We start from the raw sequence: 18,395 nt of genomic DNA, 5'->3' as shown, positions 1-18,395 counted from the left end.
ACCGCTACGCGGGTCGCTGCCCCAGGACGGGGAAGGGGCCCAGTCTGTGCCGGGCCCGGGGGCTGATCCGGCTTGGGGCGGCCCTGCGCCGGATCGTGTGAGCCCCCACGCCCTGCCGCTGATCCACGCCGACGAGCACCTGCTGGTGTTCGACAAGCCGGCCGGGCTGCTGGCCGTGCCCGGCCGCGGGCCGGAGAACCAGGACTGCCTGAGCGCCCGCGCCCAGACGCGGTACCCCGACGCCCTGATCGTGCACCGGCTGGACATGGCGACCTCGGGCCTGATCGTGATGGCGCGCGGCATTGACGCCCAGCGCCGCCTGAGCATGGCCTTCGAGAAGCGCCGGGTGCACAAGCGCTACACCGCCGCCGTCGCGGGCGAGCTGCACAACCCGCAGCCGGACAACGGCTGGAACAGCATCGACCTGCCGCTGATCGTCGACTGGCTGGCGCGGCCGCGCAGCAAGGTCGACCACGAGATCGGCAAACCCAGCCTGACGCGCTGGCGCCTGGCACCCGATCCGGCCCCGGTCCCGGGCTCGACCCGGCTCGAACTGGAACCGGTCACCGGCCGCTCGCACCAGCTGCGGGTGCACCTGATGGCCATCGGCTTTCCCATCGTGGGCGACCCGCTCTACGCCAGCGAGGCGCAGCAGGCCATGGCCCCGCGCCTGCTGCTGCACGCGCAGGCGATCGAGATCCCGCACCCGGCGACCGACCAGCCCATGCGCTTCGAGGCACCCTGCCCGTTCTGAGGTTGGTCGGGTCCTGTCACACTGGTGGCATGCAAGACCTTGTCATCCTCACCGGTGCCTCGCGCGGCCTGGGGCTGGCGATGGCGCGACAGCTGGTCGCGCCGGGCCGGCGTCTGCTCTGCCTCTCGCGCCACACCAACCCCGAACTCGATGCCCTGGCCCGTTCCCAGGGCGCCACGGCCCTGCAATGGTCTGTAGACCTTGCCGACCCGGCGCCGGTTGCGGCACGCCTGCAGCAGTGGCTGTCGCAGCTGGACGCGCCCAGCCTGGCCAGCGCCACCCTGATCAACAACGCCGGCGTGATCCCGGAGATCGCGCCGCTGGAGCATTGCCCGCAGGACGGGATCGCCCGGGCCCTGCGGGTCGGGCTGGAGGCGCCCATGCTGCTGACCGCCGCGTTCCTGCACGCCAGCGGCGCCTGGGTCGACGCCGGCTGGCGCGGCCCGCGCAAGGTGCTCAACATCTCCTCCGGGCTGGGGCGCCGGGCGATGGCGGCCCAGGCGCCCTACTGCGCGGCCAAGGCCGGTATGGACCACTTCTCGCGCTGCGTGGCGCTGGATGAGGCGCACCGCGAGCATGGTGCCCGCATCGTCTCGCTGGCCCCGGGCGTGATCGACACCGACATGCAGGTCCAGCTGCGCGCGGGCGACCCCGCCGGCTTCCCCGACCTCCAGCGCTTCGTGGAACTCCAGCGCCAGAAGCAGCTCACAAGCCCCGAGGACGCGGCGGCCCAGGTGCTGGGCTGGCTGCAGCGTCCGGACTTTGGCCGTGAGCCCGTGGCCGACGTGCGGGGCTGATCGACGGTCCGCAACAACCGTCCCGACCCCATGCCGCTGCCCACCACCACCCACCCGAATCGTCGCCAGACGCTGCTGCTGGCGGCCGGTGCGGCCTGCGGCCTGGCCCGGGCCCAGTCCGGGCCAGGCGGCTTCTGGCCCCTGCTGCGCCAGGGCGGCTGCGTGGTGCTGATGCGCCACGCCCAGACCGAACCCGGCGTGGGCGACCCGCCGGGTTTCACGCTCGGCCGCTGCGAGACGCAGCGCAACCTCAGCGCCGCCGGTCGCGCACAGGCAGGCCGTGTGGGCGAGGCCTTCCGGCGCGAGGACATCGCCATCGCCGCGGTGCGCAGCAGCGCCTGGTGCCGCTGCACCGACACCGCGCGGCTGGCTTTCGGTCGCTACACCGTGTGGCCCGCCATCAACTCCTTCTTCCAGGGTCAGGGCGACTCGGGGCAGCAGACCCGCGAGGTGCTGGAGACCGTCGCCGCCCTGCGCGCGCCGGTCAACTGGGTGCTGGTCACGCACCAGGTGAACATCACGGCGCTGACCGGTGAACACCCCGCCATGGGCGAGCTGTTCCTGACCCGCGCCGACCCCGCCGCGCCGGGGCGCTTGAAGCTGCTGGCGCGGCACACGGTCTGAGCCTGTCTTCTGCTTGACGTGGCACAAGGCCGGCGTAAGGGTGCTGGCCTTACCATGTGCCGTTGACCCCATACCCCATCCACAGAGGAGCATTCCATGAGCCGTGAAGTCGTCGTCGTCAGCGCTGTCCGTACCGCCATCGGTACCTTTGGCGGCAGCCTCAAGGACAGCCCGCCCACCGAACTGGGCGCCCTGGTCGTGCGCGAGGCCCTGGCCCGCGCGGGCACCGAAGGCAAGGATGTCGGCCACGTCGTCTTCGGCCACGTGGTGAACACCGAACCCAAGGACATGTACCTCTCGCGCGTGGCCGCCATCAACGGCGGCTGTGCCGAAGGCACGCCCGCCTTCAACGTCAACCGCCTCTGCGGCTCGGGTCTGCAGGCCATCGTGAGCGCCTCGCAATCCATCCTGCTGGGCGACACCGACGTCGCCATCGGTGGCGGCGCCGAGTGCATGAGCCGCGCACCGTTCGCGTCGCTCAACATGCGCTGGGGTGCCCGCATGGGCGACACCGAGATGGTGGACATGATGATCGGCGCCCTGCACGACCCCTTCCACAACATCCACATGGGCGTGACGGCCGAGAACGTGGCCGCCAAGTACGGCATCACCCGCGAGATGCAGGACACGCTGGCGGTGGAAAGCCACAACCGCGCCGAGCGCGCCACCGCCGAAGGCCGCTTCAAGGACCAGATCGTGCCCGTCATGCTCAAGAGCAAAAAGGGTGAGGTGGCCTACGCTACCGATGAACACTTCCGCGCGGGCTGCAAGCTCGAAGACATGACCAAGCTCAAGCCGGTGTTCCTGAAGGAAAACGGCACCGTCACCGCCGGCAACGCCTCGGGCATCAACGACGCCGCCGCGGCCGTGGTGCTGATGGACGCCAAGGCCGCGCAGGCCCGTGGCGCCAAGCCGCTGGCCCGCCTGGTCGGCTACGCCCACACCGGCCTGGACCCGAAGATCATGGGCGTGGGCCCGATCTCGGCCACGCAGGCCGTGCTGAAGAAAACCGGCCTGTCGGTCAACGATCTGGACGTGATCGAGGCCAACGAAGCCTTCGCCGCCCAGGCCTGCGCCGTGACCAAGGAACTGGGCCTCGACCCGGCCAAGGTCAACCCCAACGGCTCGGGCATTTCGCTGGGCCACCCCATCGGCGCCACTGGCGCGCTGATCACCGTGAAGGCGCTGTACGAACTGCAACGCGTCAACGGCCGCTACGCCCTCGTCACGATGTGCATCGGCGGCGGACAAGGCATCGCGGCGATCTTCGAGCGGATGTGACCGTCATGCGCTGGACCGCCGCCATTGACGAACTCGAGCGCGGCCTGCTCCAACGCGACGTGGCCGCCCGGGCGCTGCTGCTGGCGGCGCTGGCGGGTGAACACGTGCTGCTGCTCGGCCCGCCGGGCACGGCCAAGAGCGAACTCGCCCGCCGCCTGCAGCGCCTGCTGCCCGGCGCGCACTATTTCGAGCGCCTGCTGACCCGCTTCTCGGTGCCCGAGGAGCTGTTCGGTCCGCTGTCGCTCAAAGCCCTGGAAGACGACCGCTACGAGCGCCTGACCGCCGGCTACCTGCCGTCGGCCGAGGTCGCGTTTCTCGACGAAGTGTTCAAGGCCAACTCGGCCATCCTCAACACCCTGCTCGGCCTGCTGCACGAGCGCTGCTTCGACAACGGACAACACCGCGTGGACGTGCCCCTGGTCTGCCTGGTGGGCGCGAGCAACGAGGTGCCGCAGGACGAGAGCCTGCACGCCTTCTACGACCGCTTCCTGCTGCGCGTGCCGGTGGCACCGGTGGACGATGCGCACTTCGCCGCGCTGCTGCAAACCGCCCTGCCCGAGGGCGAGGCGCACCCGGATGCACAGCTCTCGTCGGCTTCGCTGCAGGCGCTGCGCGCACAAGCCCAGGCCGTGCGGCTGGGCGACGAGGTGATTGCCCTGCTGTCCTCGGCCCGCGAACGCGCGAAGGACACTCAGCAGACCGTTTCCGACCGCCGCTGGCGCCAGACCGCCGCGCTGCTGCAGGTGCAAGCCGCCAGCCGCGACGCGAGCGAGGTCTCGACATGGGACACCTGGCTGCTGCCCTTCACCCTGGCCGCCGACCCGGACCAGGTGCCCGGCTGGACCGACTGGTTCCTGCTGACCGTGGCGAAGGCCACGCCGCTGTCCATCGACGGGCTGGAGCGCGCCGCCACCGCATTCGAGCAGCAGCTGGACGTGGAACGCCGCGCCCCGGCCGACGCACAGGACGACAGCGCCGGCAAGCTGGCACTGGCCCGCGCCATCGCCGGGCCGAGCAGCGAGAGCGAACTCGTGCGCATTGCCAGCGAACGGGCGCACCGCCGCTACGGCGCGCTGCACATCCGTGCGCGCGTCGCGCAGGTGGCCGAGGTGCAGCAGCGCCTGGACGGCGTGCGGGCCGAGGTGCACGCGACCGCCGGGGTCGTGCTCGCGCAGGCGCGCGCCCACGGCTGGCTGCCGCCGTCGTGGATGGCGCGCATTGAGGCCGTGCATGCGCAGCGTTGCGCGCAGGTGGACGCGCTGGCGGCGCGGTTGACCGAGTTGCACGAGGGCTTTGCGGCCCTGCCCCGTCTGGCCGAGGACACGTCCGAGTTCGTGCCCACGCCTGTCAGCTGGCAAGCCTGAACCCCATGGCATGAAGGCCCCCGCCGACCGCCCCTACCACCACCTCGACGGCATCGCGCGCGAACTGTGGCGCTGGTCGGTGGTCTGCAGCGGCGGCACGGCCGAGGCCCGGCTGGCCCAGGCCGCACCCTGGCACGACGCGCTGCTGGCCGGCCGCCTGCCCGACGCTGCGCTGGACCTGGGCGACCCCGAGGCGGTCGCGCCGCTGCGCCGCCTGCTGACCGAACTCGACCTGCTCGCACTCACCCAGGGCAACACCTCGCTCACCCGCCAGATGCTGCAAAGCCTGCTCTGGCACCTGGACAGCCTGATCGAACGGCCCGCCAACGAGACCCGCGCCGAGGCCATCGCGCGCATGGCCGACGAGTTCCGCGAGAACTGGACCCTGCAGCGCCAGGGCTGGGAAGAAGCCATGTCGCTGCTCAAGTCGCTGGGCGACCCCTCGCACCTGAACTGGGACGACCTCAAAGGCCAACTCAATCGCCGCGAATGGGCCGACGCACGCCGCATCGGCGACCTGCTCGAACGCCTGCCGGCGCTGGCCCAGTTCATCGACGGTGTGGGCCGGCGCCAGCTGGCCGCCCACCAGCCGCTGGCGCGCACCGCCACGCCGCAGGCGCAGGCCGTCGACCAGGCGGCGCCGCGGCCCACGGACGACGACGAGCGGCGGCCCGAACCCACCGCGGTGGACGGCGTGCACCGCTCGCGGGCGCTGGCCCGCATGACCGGCAGCGAAAGCCTGAACCTGACCCACCCGGTGCTGCGCCGCCTGTGGCGCGCCCGCTTCGCCGAAGCGCAGCTGCTGACCTACGACGACCGGGCGCGTGAACCGCGGCCCAACCCCCGCCCCCAGCCAGAAGGCGCCACGGCCCGCCCGCAGGAGGCGCCGCTGGGCCACGGACCGCTGATCGTCTGCCTGGACACCTCGGGCTCGATGCAGGGTGCGCCGGAAAACGTGGCCAAGGCCTGCGTGCTGCAGGCCCTGCGCAGCGCCCACGCGGGCGACCGCGCCTGCCGGCTGCTGGCCTTCGGCGGGCCGGGCGAGTTGCTGGAGCGGCCGCTGACGCGCGACGCCGCCGGCCTGGACGCGCTGCTGGACCTGATGGGCCAGGCCTTCGACGGCGGCACCGACGTGCAGACACCGATTGAACGCGCCATCGAACAGGTGCAGCAGCAGGGCTGGCGGGACGCCGACGTGCTGATCGTGAGCGACGGCGAGTTCGGCCTCACGTTCGCCACGCTGGCCGCGCTGCGCCAGGCCAAGGAGCGGCTGGGCCTGCGCGTGCACGGTATCCTGATCGGCGACCGCGAGACGATTGGTCTGGTGGAGATCTGCGACGCCCTGCACTGGGTGCGGGACTGGCGGCGTTACGGCGCAGCCAGCGGCGCGGCGGCCGAAGGCTTTTCTCCCGTGCACAGCCGCAGCCTGACGGCGATGTACTTTCCCAACGCAATACGACGGTGATCGCACGGGGAACCTTGCACTTGCAAACGCGGTCCATCGCCCCACACTTGGTGGAGTCCGGGTGCCCCGGACCGCAAGCGACCTGGAGGTGAACGTATGTGGAAACGTCTGTCGGTGCTCTGGCTGGCCGTGCGCGGCGACGCGAAACGGCTCTGGTACGCACTGGGCCATCCGGACGCGCCGGTCTGGCTCAAGGCCGGCACGGCGGCCATCGTGCTCTACCTGCTCTCGCCCATCGACCTGATCCCCGAGATGATCCCGGTGCTGGGTGTGGTCGACGATCTGGTCATCGTGCCGATGGCGATGCGCTGGCTGCTGTCGCGGCTGCCCGCCAACATCCGGGACCATGCAGAAGCACGCGCCAGCGGCGCGAAACCTCAGTCTCCCTGGAATCCGTTGCGGCGGTAGGTCAGCACCAGTGTGTCCCGCCAGCCCAGCTCGCCCGCCACCAGCGGCTGGATCGGCGTGGTCTCGTGGATCACGCGCGCATCGTCCAGCAACAGCAGCGACCACGGATCGGTCAGCGTGAAGCGCTGACCGGCCGGTCCCTCGGCTTCGAAGACCCGGCTCTCACCGCCCTTGATGCGGTGGCGTTCGAGCATGAACACGGCCACCAGGTCCACACCGTCGCGGTGTGCGCCTTCGGGCGTGGGCCGGCCGATGCCATCGGTGGTGTCGATGCGGAACGGGTGCGCCTCCACATACCAGGGGTGCTCGCCGTGCAGCGCCGATACCGCCTCGCCGACCCGGACCAGGAGGCGCCGCCACAGCGGATCGGCGCGCGTCTGTTCTGCCATGGGCTCGAACCAGCGCTGCATGCCGCCGTGCAGTGCGTTGTATTCCAAGGGCTGCCAGTGCGCCCGGTGCGGTGATTCGATGACCTGCGCACCGTCCACCACGAAGCAACTGTGGCGCCGGCGACGGTAGCGCCCACCGTCCTTCAGATAGCCATCCGCGGGCAGATCGTTCCAGGCGCCGTGCAGCCGCTCCAGATCCGCCATGGAGGCACCCAGCCATGCCGCCACATCGTTGGCGCCAAGCAGGCTGAAACCCTGTCGGGCCAGATGGGCGTCGGACTGGGCAAGGGGGGAATAGGGAGGGTCGAAGGCGCGTGTCATGCAAGCAGTGTAGCGGTCTGAGCTAGGGCAAACCCGGTCAAAAAAGCAGCCGGATCCCGCCTGGTCTGCGCGCGATTTCTGCGCTGGATCAAGGATCGGCCGCGCGCACGCTGTCAAGCTGCCTTCAACAGACGGAGGTACCGCAATGAACACTGTTGAATGGTCCGAATCACTGCTGCTGGACTTCCCGCCCATGGACGAGGTGCACCACACTTTTGTGGACCTGCTGGCGCTGGCGCAAACCGCGCCCGACGAGACACTGCCGCAAGCCTGGTCGGCGGTCATCGACCACACCGTCCGGCACTTCGGCAGCGAGGACGACTGGATGAAGCGCACACGTTTTGCCGCCGCAGATAACCACATCATGCAGCACAAGGTGGTGCTGAACGTCATGCGCGAGGGGCTGGCGCTGGCGCGCGCCGGCAACGTGGCGGCGGTGCGGGAGATGGCGGGTGAGCTGGCGGTCTGGTTCGCCAAACACACCCAGACCCTGGACGCCGCGCTGGCCCTGCACATGCGCTCGGTGCAGAGCGACCTGCCCGCCCGCCGGACGCACCGCACGAGAACACATCCGGCGCCGGCGCCCTGACCCGGCTGGCACCGGGGTCTCCGGGAAAACCATGTAAACCCAGTATGCGCGCATGGTTATATTGATTTTTATCAAAAGGAGACCCCATGGCCGAGGCCTTGCACGCGCATGCTGTTCCCGCTTCCGCTCCGGAAGCCGAAACCGCGGAGACCCCCGACGAACGACCGGATGCGGAGGCGGAAGCCCGTGCTCCCTCGGTGTTCTCGCTGCCGCTGGCGACGCTGTCCGTCGGTGACCCGCTGCACTGGCTGAAGCTGGGCTGGGAAGACTTCCGTCGCTGCCCGCGCATCGGCCTGTTCTACGGCTTGTGCTTTTTCCTGATGGGCCATGCGCTGCTGGCCGTGTTCCAGAACGCACCGGCCTACGTGCTCGCGCTCAGTGCCGGCTTCCTGCTGATGGGCCCGTTCCTGTGCCTGGGCCTGTACGACGCCAGCAAGGCCCTGCAGACGCAGGACCACCGGCCGTCGCTGCGCGCCTCGCTGCAGGCCTGGCGGTCCACCAAGGGCACGATGGCGATCTTCGCGGGTGTGCTGCTGATCCTGGAGATGCTCTGGGGCCGCGCCTCGCTGGTGGTGTTTGCGGTGAGCTTCAACACCATGCCGGAGAAGGCCAACATCCTGGCGATGCTGATCGACCCCGAGAACATCGGCTTCCTGGTCACCTACACGGTCGTCGGCGCGGTGTTCGCAGGCCTGATCTTCACCACCAGCGTGATCTCGATCCCGATGATCATGGACCGCCAGGTCGATGCGATCTCGGCGGGACTGACCAGCATCCGCGCCTGCCTGCAGAACCCGGGCGTGATGCTGCTGTGGGGCGCGCTGATCACCGGCATCATCCTGCTGGCCATGCTGCCGGCGTTCCTGGGCCTGTTCGTGGCCGGGCCGGTGATCGGTCACGCCACCTGGCACGCGTACAGGCACATCGTCCCGAAAGAGTGAGCGGCGCTCACTCCTTTTCCTGCAGCAGGCGCCACATCACCTTGCCCGAGCCGCTCTTGGGCAGCGCGTCGACGAACTGCACCACGCGCGGCGCCTTGTACACCGCCATGTTCTCTCGGCACCAGTCGATGATGTCCTGCTCGGTGGTCTGGCCCTTGGCGGCGTCGCGCAGCACCACCACGGCCTTCACGCTTTCGCCGCGGTAGTCGTCCTTTGTGCTGATGACGCAGGCCTCGGCGATGGCCGGGTGCTTGAACATCAGCGCTTCCACCTCGGCTGGCCAGACCTTGAAACCGCTGGCGTTGATCATGCGCTTGAGGCGGTCGGTGATGAAGAAGTAGCCATCCTCGTCCACGCGCCCCAGGTCGCCTGAGCGGAAGTACTTCCGGCCGTTGAAGTCGATGAAGGCGGCCTCGGTCGCATCGGGCCGCTTCCAGTAACCGCTGAACACCTGCGGGCCGCGGATGATGATCTCGCCGGCTTCGCCGGTCGGCATCTCCTGCAATGTGTCGGGGTCGACCACGCGGGCGTCCACGCTCAGGAAGGGAATGCCCAGGCACTGCTGCTTGGGGTGGTCGGCCGGGTTGTTGTGCGAGGGCGCCGCAGTCTCGGTCAGGCCATAGCCCTCGGCGTAGCGCAGGCCGAACTGCTCGAACAGGCGCTGCGCCACCGCCTGCGGCATGGCGGCGCCACCGCCACCGATGAAGACCAGGCTGGAGAGGTCGTACTGGTCGAAGCGCGGGCTGGCCAGCAGATCGATCACCATGGTGGGGATGTTGGTCCAGTGCGTGACCTTCCACTGCGAAATCAGGCGGCCGGCCAGCTCGCGGTCCCAGCGCGGCATCAGCACCAGGGTGGTGCCGGTGTAGACCCCGCAGTGCATGCCCACCACCATGCCGGTGATGTGGAACATCGGCACCACCAGCAGCGCCACGTTCTCGTGCGTGCCACCGGTCCACAACTGCCCGGCCACGGCGTTGTGCATGATCGACGCGTGGGTGTGCATGCAGCCCTTGGGCAGGCCCGTGGTGCCGCTGGTGTAGGGCAGCACGCTCAGATCCTCGGGCCTGCGGTCGTGCACCGGCGGCGCGGCGTTGCAGGTCAGTGCGTCCGCCCAGTCGGCCACGGTGCCGCCCGCCAGCGCCGGCAGGGGGTGCCGGGTGGCCAGCCAGTCCGCCCAGGCCGGGGGGATGTCGGCGTCCGGTCCGATGGCGTCGTGGTAGTGGGCCACCACCAGATGCGACAGCCGTTGCGCCTCGGGCAGTTCGGCGCTGGCCTTGAGCAGGTCGCCCGCCAGATCGGCGGCCGCGATGGCCACCTTCACATCCGGATCGGTGATGTAGTGCTTGAGCTCCTCGGCCCGGTTCATCGGATTGACCGGCACCACCACCGCGTTGGCTCGCAGGATGGCGTAGTGCGCCACCACCCACTGCGGACAGTTCTGCATGAACAGGATGACCCGGTCGCCGGCCTTCACACCCTGCGCGTGCAGGTGGGCCGCCAGACGCTCGGCCTGTTCGAGCAGTTCGCGGTACGAGGTGCTGCGGTCGAAAAACACCAGGGCCGGCTTGTCCGGATAGCGCCTGGCACTGACCTCCAGGTTGAACCAGAGCGAGGTGGCCGGCGGCGTGATCGCGTGTGGCAGCCGGCGCGGCCAGAAGCGGTGGTGAGGGCGCAGGCCGGCGGGTGCGGCGCTGGTGGCGGCAGGGTTCGTCATGGCTTGTCTCCTGGTGTGCTTTTTCGGTCGCAGCATACGGGCCGACGCTGCAAAAAGGAAAGCACGCATGTCGCTGGGGAGACGGCGCGTGGACAGGTCTTTGGCATGGAACCTGCTGATGCGATGCAGCCAGGCACGGAGCGGGCCCGCGGGCCATGCGTTCATACATTCTTCGCATAGTTTTCCCACGTAAACCCCGATGTCCCGGCCCGCTGGGCGGTAATACAGTCGTTCAGCGGGTGCGGGGCGCCCCGACCTGGTGCGCCTCGCCACTGGCTGTTCACAACTTCCCTACAAAACGGAGTGACCGATGAAACTGAATTCCCTCAAACTGACGGCCCTGGGACTGGGCGCCGCGGCGGCCCTGATGAGCCTGCCCGCCCATGCGGGCAAAACGATAGACGCCATCAAGGCGCGCGGTCAGCTGATCTGCGGTGTGAACGTTGGCCTGGCAGGCTTCTCCGCTGCCGACAGCAACGGCAACTGGACCGGTCTGGATGTGGACTACTGCAAGGCCGTGGCGGCCTCGCTGCTGGGTGATGCCACCAAGGTCAAGTGGGTGCCACTGACGGCGCAGCAGCGCTTCACCGCCCTGCAGTCCGGTGAAGTCGACATCCTCTCGCGCAACACCACCAACACCCTCTCGCGCGACGCCTCGCTGGGCCTGCACTTCGTGGGCGTGAACTACTACGACGGCCAGGGCTTCCTGGTCAACAAGGGCAAGATCAGCAGTGCCAAGCAGCTCAAGGGCGCCACGGTCTGCGTGCAGTCGGGCACCACGACCGAGAAGAACCTGACCGACTTCTCGCGCGCCAACAACCTGGGCATCAAGGCCGTGGTGTTCGAGAAGCTCGAAGCCTCCACCGGCGCCTACTTCTCCGGCCGCTGCCAGGCCTACACCACCGACGCCTCGGGTCTGGCCTCGATCCGCGCCAAGGAAGCCAAGGACCCGGCCGCCCACGTGATCCTGCCCGACCTGATTTCCAAGGAACCTCTGGGCCCCATGATCCGCCGCGGTGACGACGAGTTCTTCGCCATCACCAAGTGGGTGCTCAACGGCCTGATCGAAGCCGAGGAGTACGGCATCACCCAGGCCAACGTCGACCAGATGAAGACCAGCACCGACCCGCAGGTCGGCCGCATGCTGGGCACCACGGAAGACTTGGGCAAGCACCTGGGCCTGGACAAGGAATGGCTGGCGCGCGCCATCAAGGCCGTGGGCAACTACGGTGAAAGCTTCGAGCGCAACGTCGGCCCCAAGACGCCGATCAACCTGCCGCGCGGCAAGAACAACCTCTGGAGCAACGGCGGCTTCATGTACGCCGCTCCGCTGCGCTGACCCGTCGCACACGGCACTTGGCCGTTGCAGGCACAAGGGCTCTATGAACTAGTTTCGTAGGGCACTTGTGCCATTTTTTTAGCCTCTCCCGCCCGGAGCTTCCACCATGTCCCAAACGACCATGATCGAGGCACGCCCCATTCCCTCAAAAAAACGGCGCTCGATATCCTGGAACAGCCGCGAAGGCCGCAGCGTCATCTACCAGGTGGTCGCCATCGCCTCGGTGGCCACCCTGATCTGGCTGCTGGTCCGCAACACGCTGCGCAACATGCGCGAGCGCGGCATCCAGAGCGGCTACGACTTCATGGGCCAGCCCTTCGGTTTCGATGTCAGCGAAACCATGATCCCGTACGATGTCATGAGCACGTACTGGACGGCCTTCTCCATCGGCCTGCTCAACACCCTGAAGGTGGCCGTGATCGGCATCGTGCTGGCCACGATCCTCGGCACCCTGATCGGCGTGGGCCGCTTCTCCAGCAACTTCCTGGCGCGCAAGATCTGCTACGGCTATGTGGAGTTCTTCCGCAACGTGCCCATCTACCTGCAGCTGCTGATCTGGTACATCGTCTTCACCGAAATCCTGCCCCCCTTCGAAGAGGCCTGGCAGGCCGGCCACTTCTACCTCAGCAAGGGTGGGTTTTCCTTCCCCTGGCCGGTCTGGAAGCTGGGCCAGACGCTGGCGCTCATCGGTCTGCTGGCGGGTGTGGTCGGGTCCTGGCTGTATGCCCGCAAGGCCAGCAAGCACTTCGACCTCACCGGCCAGCAGAAGCCGGTGCTGCTGGTGTCGCTGACACTCATCGTCGGCCTGGCCCTGCTGGGCTGGCTGGCCGGCGGCGCGCCGACCGGCTGGAACCTGCCGGTCAAGGGCACCTTCCAGATCGAGGAAGGCGCGGCCTTCAGTCCCGAGTTCCTGGCGCTGCTGCTGGGTCTGGTGACGTACACCGCCTCGTTCATCGCCGAGATCGTGCGCTCGGGCATCTCGTCGGTGTCGCTGGGCCAGCACGAGGCCGCCGCCTCGCTGGGCCTGAGCAAGCGCCAGTCCATGCGCCTGGTGGTGCTGCCGCAGGCGCTGCGCGTGATCATCCCGCCGCTGACCAGCCAGTACCTGAACCTGACCAAGAACTCCTCGCTGGCGGTGGCCATCGGCTACCCGGACCTGGTCTCGATCGCCAACACCACGCTCAACCAGACCGGCCGCGCCATCGAGGCGCTGTCGATCGTGATGCTGGTCTACCTGACGCTCTCCCTCCTCACCTCGGCGCTGATGAACTGGTTCAACGCCAGTGCCGCCATCCAGGAGCGCTGACATGCAGAGAACCTACCAACCGATCGAAGCCCGCCCGATGCCGGGCCAGCAGACCGGCGCCATTGCCTGGCTCAAGGCCAACCTGTTCTCCAGCGTGGGCAACAGCCTGATGACCGTGGCGCTGGTGGCAGTGGCATTCTGGGCGCTGTCCCACGCGCTGGACTGGAGCGTGTTCAACGCCGTGTTCGGTGCCAACCTCGAAGCCTGCAACAACCTGCGTGGCATCGGCGCCTGCTGGGGTGTGGTGGCCGAAAAGGGCCGCCTCATCGTGATGGGCCGCTACCCCGACACCGAACACTGGCGCCCGGTGATCGCCACCGCGCTGATGCTGGGCGTGGTGATCCTCAGCTGCATGCCGCGCTTCTGGAACAAGGCGCTGCCGCTGGTCTGGGTGGTGATGCTGGCCGTCTACTTCACGCTCATGAAAGGCGGCGTGCTGGGTCTGACCGAGGTGCCCACCGACCAGTGGGGCGGCCTGCCGCTGACCGTGATGCTCACCGTGGTGTCGATGACGATGGCCTTCCCGCTCTCGATCTTCGTGGCGCTGGGGCGGCGCTCCAACATGCCGGCCATCAAGACCCTGTGCACGCTCTATGTGGAGCTGATCCGCGGCGTGCCGCTGATCACGGTGCTGTTCATGGCCTCGTTCATGCTGCCGCTGTTCATGCCGCACGGCGTGAGCATCGACGTGCTGATCCGGGTCGTGGTGGGCATCACGCTGTTCTCGGCGGCCTACATGGCCGAGGTGGTGCGCGGCGGCCTGCAGGCCCTGCCCAAGGGGCAGACCGAAGCGGCGGCCACGCTGGGCCTGACCTACTGGCAGACCCAGCTCAAGATCGTGCTGCCGCAGGCACTGACCACCGTCGTGCCCTCGCTGATGAACACCTTCATCGGCATGTTCAAGGACACCTCGCTGGTGACCATCGTCTCGCTGTACGAGCTGACCGGCGCACTGGCGCTGGCGCTCAACGCCGACGCCGACTGGCGCCCGTTCAAGCTCGAAGCCTATTTCTTCATCACGCTGATCTATTTCGTGTTCTGTTTCGCCATGTCGCGCTACAGCCTGTGGGTGGAAAAACGCACAGCTGTCAGCAAAGTCCGCTGAACGCCCGCTACATCGCTACGAAAGCCTCTCATGACCCAACAAGAAGCTCCCATCATCCAGTTCGAAGGCGTCAACAAGTGGTACGCCAGCAATGGCTACCACGTGCTGCGCGACGTGAACCTCAGTTTCGCCAAGGGCGAGAAGGTCGTGATCTGCGGCCCGTCCGGTTCGGGCAAGTCGACGCTGATCCGCTGCATCAACGCCCTGGAGGAATACCAGCAGGGCAAGCTCACGGTGGACGGCACCGTGGTCGGCGACGACGTCAAGGGCATCGACAAGGTGCGCCGCGAGGTCGGCATGGTGTTTCAGCAGTTCAACCTGTTTCCGCACCTGACCGTGCTGGAGAACCTCATCCTCTCGCCCACCTGGGTGGCCAGGATGCCGCGCAACGTGGCCATCGAAAAAGCCATGGTGCAGCTGGAGCGGGTGCGCATCGCCGAACACGCCAACAAATACCCGCTGCAGCTCTCCGGCGGTCAGCAGCAGCGCGTGGCGATCGCGCGTGCGCTGTGCCTCACGCCCAAGATCATGCTGTTCGACGAGCCCACCTCGGCGCTCGACCCGGAGATGATCAAGGAAGTGCTGGACGTGATGATCGGCCTGGCCGACCAGGGCATGACCATGCTGTGCGTGACGCACGAGATGGGCTTTGCCAAGGCCGTGGCCGACCGCGTGATCTTCATGGACCAGGGCCAGGTGGTGGAACAGAACACCCCCGAGGAGTTCTTCAACCACCCGCAGACCGACCGCAGCAAGGACTTCCTGTCCAAGATCCTGGGGCACTGAAGGAGAACTGCCATGGGCACCGATCCCTCCGCTCGGCTGGCGGCGCTCACGCAGTCGCTGGACGCACTGCGCCGCGGTGAACTGTCCTTGCAGGACTTTTCGGCCGCGGCCCGTGGCGACGCGGTGCTGCTGGCCGCGCTGCCGCCGCGCTACGCCGAGGTGCTGAACAACCTGCTGGACCGTCTGGAGAGCAGCGCGCTGTTCAGCGAGGAGAGCTGCTCCTTCAGCCAGAACGACCTGACCGGCGCGGTGCAGCACTGGATCGACAAGGCCAGCGCCACTCTGGCCGGCCGCTGAGGCCGCGGCCCGCGCGCTCAGACGTGGCGCCGCGGGCCGGCGGTGGCCACTTCCGCCAGGGGCGCATCGGCCCGCTCGTGCAGGGCCTCGATGATGTGGCAGTGGTCGTCGGAGCCGTCGCAGCGGTCGCGCAGGCCGCGCAGGTCTTTCTCCAGCGCGCGCAGCTCGGCCAGCCGCTCGCGCACATGCGCCAGGTGCGCGTCCAGCACCTCGCGCGCACGCACGCAGTCGGCCTTGCGGCCCAGGTCCAGCGACAGCAGCGACCGCACCTCCTCCAGCGACATGTCCATCGCGCGGCACAGCCGGATGAAGCGCAGGCGGTGCACGTCGTCCTCGCTGTAGAGGCGGTAGTCGTTGTCGGCGCGGGCCTGCGGCGCCAGCAGCCCCTCGCGTTCGTAGTAGCGGATGTTGGCCGCGCCCACGCCGCTGCGGCGCGCAGCCTCGCCGATCTTCCACCGGGGTTCGTTTGAAGCGTACGACATCATGGGCTTGACCTTGAAGTGACTTGAAGGTTTCCAATCGTGGCACGAATTCATCTCCAGCGAAAGGTTTCCTGTGTCCTGCGAATGTCACGATCACTGCACCATCGAATCCCAAGGCCGGGACAGCGTCACCAACCCGGCCTGGCGCCGCGCGCTCTGGATCGCCCTGGTGCTCAACCTCGCAATGTTCGTGGTCGAGCTGGCCGCCGGCCTGCAGGCCGACTCGGTGTCGCTGCTGGCCGACGCGGTGGACTTCGCCGGCGACGCGGCCAACTACGGACTGTCGCTGGCCGTGCTGGGCATGGCGGTGGTCTGGCGCAGCCGCGCGGCCCTGGTCAAAGGCCTGTCCATGACCGCCTACGGCCTGTTCGTGATCGGCAAGGCGGCCTGGGTGCTGCACAGCGGCACCGTGCCCGAGCCGCTCACCATGGGTGTGGTGGGGGCCATCGCGCTGGTGGTGAACACGGGCGTGGCGGTGCTGCTCTACACCTTCCGCACCGGCGACGCCAACATGCGCAGCGTCTGGCTCTGCTCGCGCAACGACGCGCTGTCCAACCTGGCGGTGATGCTGGCGGCGCTGGGCGTGTTCGGCACCGGATCGGCCTGGCCCGACCTGGTTGTCGCCGGGGTGATGGCGGCGCTGGCGCTCAGCGCCGGGGTCACGGTGGTCCGGGAAGCCCGGCGCGAGCTGGCCGCCGTGCCCGCCTGAACTTTCCGCATCGGGACGTATCATTTCCCCCATGCGCCGCTGGTTCGTCGTCCTCCTCATCGTGCTCCTGCCCTGGCGGGCCTGGGCGGGTGACGCCATGGTGCTTTCGATGGCGGCATCTCCGGAGCAGGCTCAGGTCGCCGCGGTTGCCGATGCCGCCACCGCGCCCCACTGTGCCGACCACGCGGTGGCCGATCCCGCCAGCCCTGGCGAAACGGCCCTGCACGCCGCCTGCGACATCTGCAACGGCCCGCTGCTGGCGACCACGTCATGGGCAGCCGCCGGGCCAGAGCCCCTGCCCCCCTCGCGCCTGACCGCTGGCGCCGTACGCTTTGCCAGCGCCCTGCCCCACCCGGGGCACAAGCCGCCCATTTCCTGACCTCACCCACCCGTGGTGCGTCCGCTCGCTGGCCGGGCGGTGCACCGGTTCGTGACCTCAGGAGATTTCCATGAATGCAATGAAGCGGGCCTGGCCCGCCGTTGTTGCGCTCGCCGTGCCGTGGTGGCCGGCGTGGGCGCAGACACATACACCGACCCCGCCGGACAACCCGGCCCTGAGCGAAGCCCGGCAACAGTGGCGCGAGGCCAACGAGCGCGTGGGCGAGTTCCCGCGCGGGCACATCGACCTGCTGAAGTGGGAGCAGCGCAATCTGCCGCCAGCGGCCACGCCGGCGCGTCCCGGACCGGCGCTGACCGCCGACGAGGCGGTGCGCCGCGCCCTGCGGCTGCGGCCCGAGCTGTTCGGTGCCGCGCCCGCCAACCCGGTGCAGGCCCGCGAACGCCACCTGGCCCTGCTGGCCCACATCACCCGGGTGCGCCAGGCCTGGCAGGACGCGGTGCTGGCCGCGCAGGCGCTGGCGCTGCAGCAGGCGCGCAGCGAGGTGGCCGACAGCGGCGCCGAGCTGGGCCGGCGCATGGTGCAGGCGGGCAACTGGAGCCAGGCCCGGCTGCTGCGTGAGCAGGTGACGCAGGCGCGCGAGGGCCTGGCCCTGGTGCAGGCCCGGCAGGCCGAACGCGGTGCGCGCGAGCGCCTGGCGCGCGAGCTGGGGCTGACCAGTGCCAGCGAGGTCGCAGCACTGGCGCCGCAGCTGCCCGCCGAACTGCCAGAACCGCCCGCGACCCTGGACACACCGGATATCGACACCATCGCCTCGCGTGTCGTCGCGGCCGACGCGGCGCTGGCCCAGCAGCGGCTCGACACCGGACGACAGGTCGGCGCCCTGCCGGGCGGCCTGCTGGAGCAACTGGCCCGTGCCCGCGAAGGCGCCGTGGCCACCCTGCCGTCCGACGGCCTGCCCGCCAGCGCGCCGGTGATCACCGACACCCGCCTCACGCGCGAGCACGCGTTGGGCGAAGCCGCCGAGGCCCAGGCCGCCCTGGTCCGCGCCGAGACGGAACGCCGCTCGCAGGCGCGCGAGGCCTGGGGCCGGCTGCAGGACCAGCACGCCCTGGCCCGGCAGACGGGTACGCTGATGCTGCCGTTGGTGACTGCGCAGGAGCAGGAAACCCTGCTGCGCTACAACGGCATGCTGCAAAGCACCTGGGAGCTGCTCGACGCCACGCGCGAGCGGCTCGCCGCCGCCACCGCCGCCGCCCAGGCACGCCACGCCTACTGGACCGCCTGGCTCGACTGGCAGCTGCTGCTGGCCGGCGGCCCCTACCGCGCCACCGCCACCGATGCCCCGTCGGCCTCCGCCGGCACTGCTTCCGAGGACCACTGA

Annotated in this window: 20 protein-coding genes; 17 read left to right on the top strand and 3 right to left on the bottom strand. The window is 69.0% G+C overall.

The annotated features are described in order from the left end of the window. The first annotated feature begins 97 nt into the window (after positions 1–97). The 7 genes from HPS01S_RS02225 (at position 98) to HPS01S_RS02195 (ending at position 6,693) form a co-directional block, all read left to right on the top strand. The gene (locus HPS01S_RS02225) at positions 98–754 is read left to right on the top strand and encodes an RluA family pseudouridine synthase (protein ID WP_255284129.1); all 657 of its coding nucleotides are present in this window, start codon (positions 98–100) and stop codon (positions 752–754) included. A 29-nt stretch (positions 755–783) separates the two neighbouring features. Next, positions 784–1,551, top strand: a complete 768-nt coding sequence (locus tag HPS01S_RS02220; protein ID WP_066150539.1) for an SDR family NAD(P)-dependent oxidoreductase — start codon at positions 784–786, stop codon at positions 1,549–1,551. A 30-nt stretch (positions 1,552–1,581) separates the two neighbouring features. After that, positions 1,582–2,175, top strand: a complete 594-nt coding sequence (locus tag HPS01S_RS02215) for a histidine phosphatase family protein (protein ID WP_084396947.1) — start codon at positions 1,582–1,584, stop codon at positions 2,173–2,175. Positions 2,176–2,271: 96 nt separating this feature from the next. Next, entirely contained in the window at positions 2,272–3,456 is a 1,185-nt protein-coding gene (gene bktB / locus HPS01S_RS02210) for a beta-ketothiolase BktB (protein ID WP_066150537.1), read from the top strand. A 5-nt stretch (positions 3,457–3,461) separates the two neighbouring features. Then, entirely contained in the window at positions 3,462–4,820 is a 1,359-nt protein-coding gene (locus HPS01S_RS02205) for an AAA family ATPase (RefSeq protein ID WP_066150536.1), read from the top strand. Positions 4,821–4,830: 10 nt separating this feature from the next. Next, complete coding sequence (locus tag HPS01S_RS02200) at positions 4,831–6,285, top strand: VWA domain-containing protein (RefSeq protein WP_066150533.1); 1,455 nt, start codon at positions 4,831–4,833, stop codon at positions 6,283–6,285. Positions 6,286–6,381: 96 nt separating this feature from the next. Then, a complete protein-coding gene (locus HPS01S_RS02195) occupies positions 6,382–6,693 on the top strand; it encodes a YkvA family protein (protein ID WP_066150531.1) in 312 nt (103 codons plus the stop codon). Here HPS01S_RS02195 and HPS01S_RS02190 read toward each other — a convergent pair. Then, entirely contained in the window at positions 6,663–7,403 is a 741-nt protein-coding gene (locus HPS01S_RS02190; RefSeq protein ID WP_066150529.1) for a 2OG-Fe dioxygenase family protein, read from the bottom strand. The two genes, HPS01S_RS02195 and HPS01S_RS02190, sit on opposite strands and share 31 nt — an antisense overlap. A 145-nt stretch (positions 7,404–7,548) precedes the next feature. Between HPS01S_RS02190 and HPS01S_RS02185 the strand changes: the two genes are divergently transcribed. After that, the gene (locus HPS01S_RS02185) at positions 7,549–7,992 is read left to right on the top strand and encodes a bacteriohemerythrin (RefSeq protein WP_066150527.1); all 444 of its coding nucleotides are present in this window, start codon (positions 7,549–7,551) and stop codon (positions 7,990–7,992) included. An 86-nt stretch (positions 7,993–8,078) separates the two neighbouring features. Beyond that, positions 8,079–8,933, top strand: coding sequence for a DUF2189 domain-containing protein (locus tag HPS01S_RS02180; RefSeq protein WP_084396946.1), 855 nt, complete (start codon positions 8,079–8,081; stop codon positions 8,931–8,933). 7 nt (positions 8,934–8,940) lie between these two features. Here the strand turns inward: HPS01S_RS02180 and HPS01S_RS02175 are convergent, their stop codons facing one another. Beyond that, a complete protein-coding gene (locus HPS01S_RS02175) occupies positions 8,941–10,650 on the bottom strand; it encodes a long-chain fatty acid--CoA ligase (RefSeq protein ID WP_066150524.1) in 1,710 nt (569 codons plus the stop codon). 367 nt (positions 10,651–11,017) lie between these two features. Between HPS01S_RS02175 and HPS01S_RS02170 the strand changes: the two genes are divergently transcribed. The 5 genes from HPS01S_RS02170 to HPS01S_RS02150 all read left to right on the top strand — a co-directional run bounded on the left by HPS01S_RS02170 (position 11,018) and on the right by HPS01S_RS02150 (position 15,483). Further along, positions 11,018–11,989: an amino acid ABC transporter substrate-binding protein gene (locus tag HPS01S_RS02170; protein WP_243721762.1), complete on the top strand. Its 972-nt coding sequence runs from the start codon at positions 11,018–11,020 to the stop codon at positions 11,987–11,989. A 106-nt stretch (positions 11,990–12,095) separates the two neighbouring features. Then, a complete protein-coding gene (locus HPS01S_RS02165; protein WP_255284128.1) occupies positions 12,096–13,295 on the top strand; it encodes an amino acid ABC transporter permease in 1,200 nt (399 codons plus the stop codon). Position 13,296: 1 nt separating this feature from the next. Next, complete coding sequence (locus HPS01S_RS02160; protein WP_127803580.1) at positions 13,297–14,400, top strand: amino acid ABC transporter permease; 1,104 nt, start codon at positions 13,297–13,299, stop codon at positions 14,398–14,400. Positions 14,401–14,430: 30 nt separating this feature from the next. Next, on the top strand, positions 14,431–15,186 hold the full coding sequence (locus HPS01S_RS02155) for an amino acid ABC transporter ATP-binding protein (protein ID WP_066150520.1): 756 nt from the start codon (positions 14,431–14,433) through the stop codon (positions 15,184–15,186). 12 nt (positions 15,187–15,198) lie between these two features. After that, positions 15,199–15,483 (top strand): hypothetical protein, encoded by a 285-nt coding sequence (locus HPS01S_RS02150; RefSeq protein WP_066150517.1) that lies wholly within the window; start codon positions 15,199–15,201, stop codon positions 15,481–15,483. 17 nt (positions 15,484–15,500) lie between these two features. Here the strand turns inward: HPS01S_RS02150 and HPS01S_RS02145 are convergent, their stop codons facing one another. Then, complete coding sequence (locus HPS01S_RS02145; protein ID WP_157576038.1) at positions 15,501–15,965, bottom strand: Cd(II)/Pb(II)-responsive transcriptional regulator; 465 nt, start codon at positions 15,963–15,965, stop codon at positions 15,501–15,503. A gap of 73 nt (positions 15,966–16,038) precedes the next feature. Between HPS01S_RS02145 and HPS01S_RS02140 the strand changes: the two genes are divergently transcribed. The 3 genes from HPS01S_RS02140 (at position 16,039) to HPS01S_RS02130 (ending at position 18,395) form a co-directional block, all read left to right on the top strand. Beyond that, on the top strand, positions 16,039–16,674 hold the full coding sequence (locus HPS01S_RS02140; protein ID WP_079365022.1) for a cation efflux transmembrane domain-containing protein: 636 nt from the start codon (positions 16,039–16,041) through the stop codon (positions 16,672–16,674). A 31-nt stretch (positions 16,675–16,705) separates the two neighbouring features. Beyond that, complete coding sequence (locus tag HPS01S_RS02135) at positions 16,706–17,053, top strand: hypothetical protein (protein WP_066150510.1); 348 nt, start codon at positions 16,706–16,708, stop codon at positions 17,051–17,053. 70 nt (positions 17,054–17,123) lie between these two features. Further along, positions 17,124–18,395, top strand: a complete 1,272-nt coding sequence (locus HPS01S_RS02130; protein ID WP_157576036.1) for a TolC family protein — start codon at positions 17,124–17,126, stop codon at positions 18,393–18,395.

This window comes from Hydrogenophaga pseudoflava NBRC 102511, assembly GCF_001592285.1.
Taxonomy (GTDB): Bacteria; Pseudomonadota; Gammaproteobacteria; order Burkholderiales; family Burkholderiaceae_C; genus Hydrogenophaga; species Hydrogenophaga pseudoflava.
Note: the sequence above shows the minus strand (reverse complement) of the source record. Positions and strands in the feature narration are given on the sequence as shown.

Bases quoted from the DNA above. Each gene is read 5' to 3' on its own strand.
- HPS01S_RS02205 (WP_066150536.1), top strand. From the start codon at position 3,462: ATGCGCTGGACCGCCGCCATTGACGAACTCGAGCGCGGCCTGCTCCAA.
- HPS01S_RS02215 (WP_084396947.1), top strand. From the start codon at position 1,582: ATGCCGCTGCCCACCACCACCCACCCGAATCGTCGCCAGACGCTGCTG.
- HPS01S_RS02165 (WP_255284128.1), top strand. From the start codon at position 12,096: ATGTCCCAAACGACCATGATCGAGGCACGCCCCATTCCCTCAAAAAAA.
- HPS01S_RS02220 (WP_066150539.1), top strand. From the start codon at position 784: ATGCAAGACCTTGTCATCCTCACCGGTGCCTCGCGCGGCCTGGGGCTG.
- HPS01S_RS02195 (WP_066150531.1), top strand. From the start codon at position 6,382: ATGTGGAAACGTCTGTCGGTGCTCTGGCTGGCCGTGCGCGGCGACGCG.
- HPS01S_RS02150 (WP_066150517.1), top strand. From the start codon at position 15,199: ATGGGCACCGATCCCTCCGCTCGGCTGGCGGCGCTCACGCAGTCGCTG.
- HPS01S_RS02200 (WP_066150533.1), top strand. From the start codon at position 4,831: ATGAAGGCCCCCGCCGACCGCCCCTACCACCACCTCGACGGCATCGCG.
- HPS01S_RS02135 (WP_066150510.1), top strand. From the start codon at position 16,706: ATGCGCCGCTGGTTCGTCGTCCTCCTCATCGTGCTCCTGCCCTGGCGG.
- HPS01S_RS02170 (WP_243721762.1), top strand. From the start codon at position 11,018: ATGAGCCTGCCCGCCCATGCGGGCAAAACGATAGACGCCATCAAGGCG.
- HPS01S_RS02145 (WP_157576038.1), bottom strand. From the start codon at position 15,965: ATGTCGTACGCTTCAAACGAACCCCGGTGGAAGATCGGCGAGGCTGCG.
- HPS01S_RS02175 (WP_066150524.1), bottom strand. From the start codon at position 10,650: ATGACGAACCCTGCCGCCACCAGCGCCGCACCCGCCGGCCTGCGCCCT.
- HPS01S_RS02180 (WP_084396946.1), top strand. From the start codon at position 8,079: ATGGCCGAGGCCTTGCACGCGCATGCTGTTCCCGCTTCCGCTCCGGAA.
- HPS01S_RS02185 (WP_066150527.1), top strand. From the start codon at position 7,549: ATGAACACTGTTGAATGGTCCGAATCACTGCTGCTGGACTTCCCGCCC.
- HPS01S_RS02160 (WP_127803580.1), top strand. From the start codon at position 13,297: ATGCAGAGAACCTACCAACCGATCGAAGCCCGCCCGATGCCGGGCCAG.
- HPS01S_RS02130 (WP_157576036.1), top strand. From the start codon at position 17,124: ATGAATGCAATGAAGCGGGCCTGGCCCGCCGTTGTTGCGCTCGCCGTG.
- HPS01S_RS02155 (WP_066150520.1), top strand. From the start codon at position 14,431: ATGACCCAACAAGAAGCTCCCATCATCCAGTTCGAAGGCGTCAACAAG.
- bktB (WP_066150537.1), top strand. From the start codon at position 2,272: ATGAGCCGTGAAGTCGTCGTCGTCAGCGCTGTCCGTACCGCCATCGGT.
- HPS01S_RS02190 (WP_066150529.1), bottom strand. From the start codon at position 7,403: ATGACACGCGCCTTCGACCCTCCCTATTCCCCCCTTGCCCAGTCCGAC.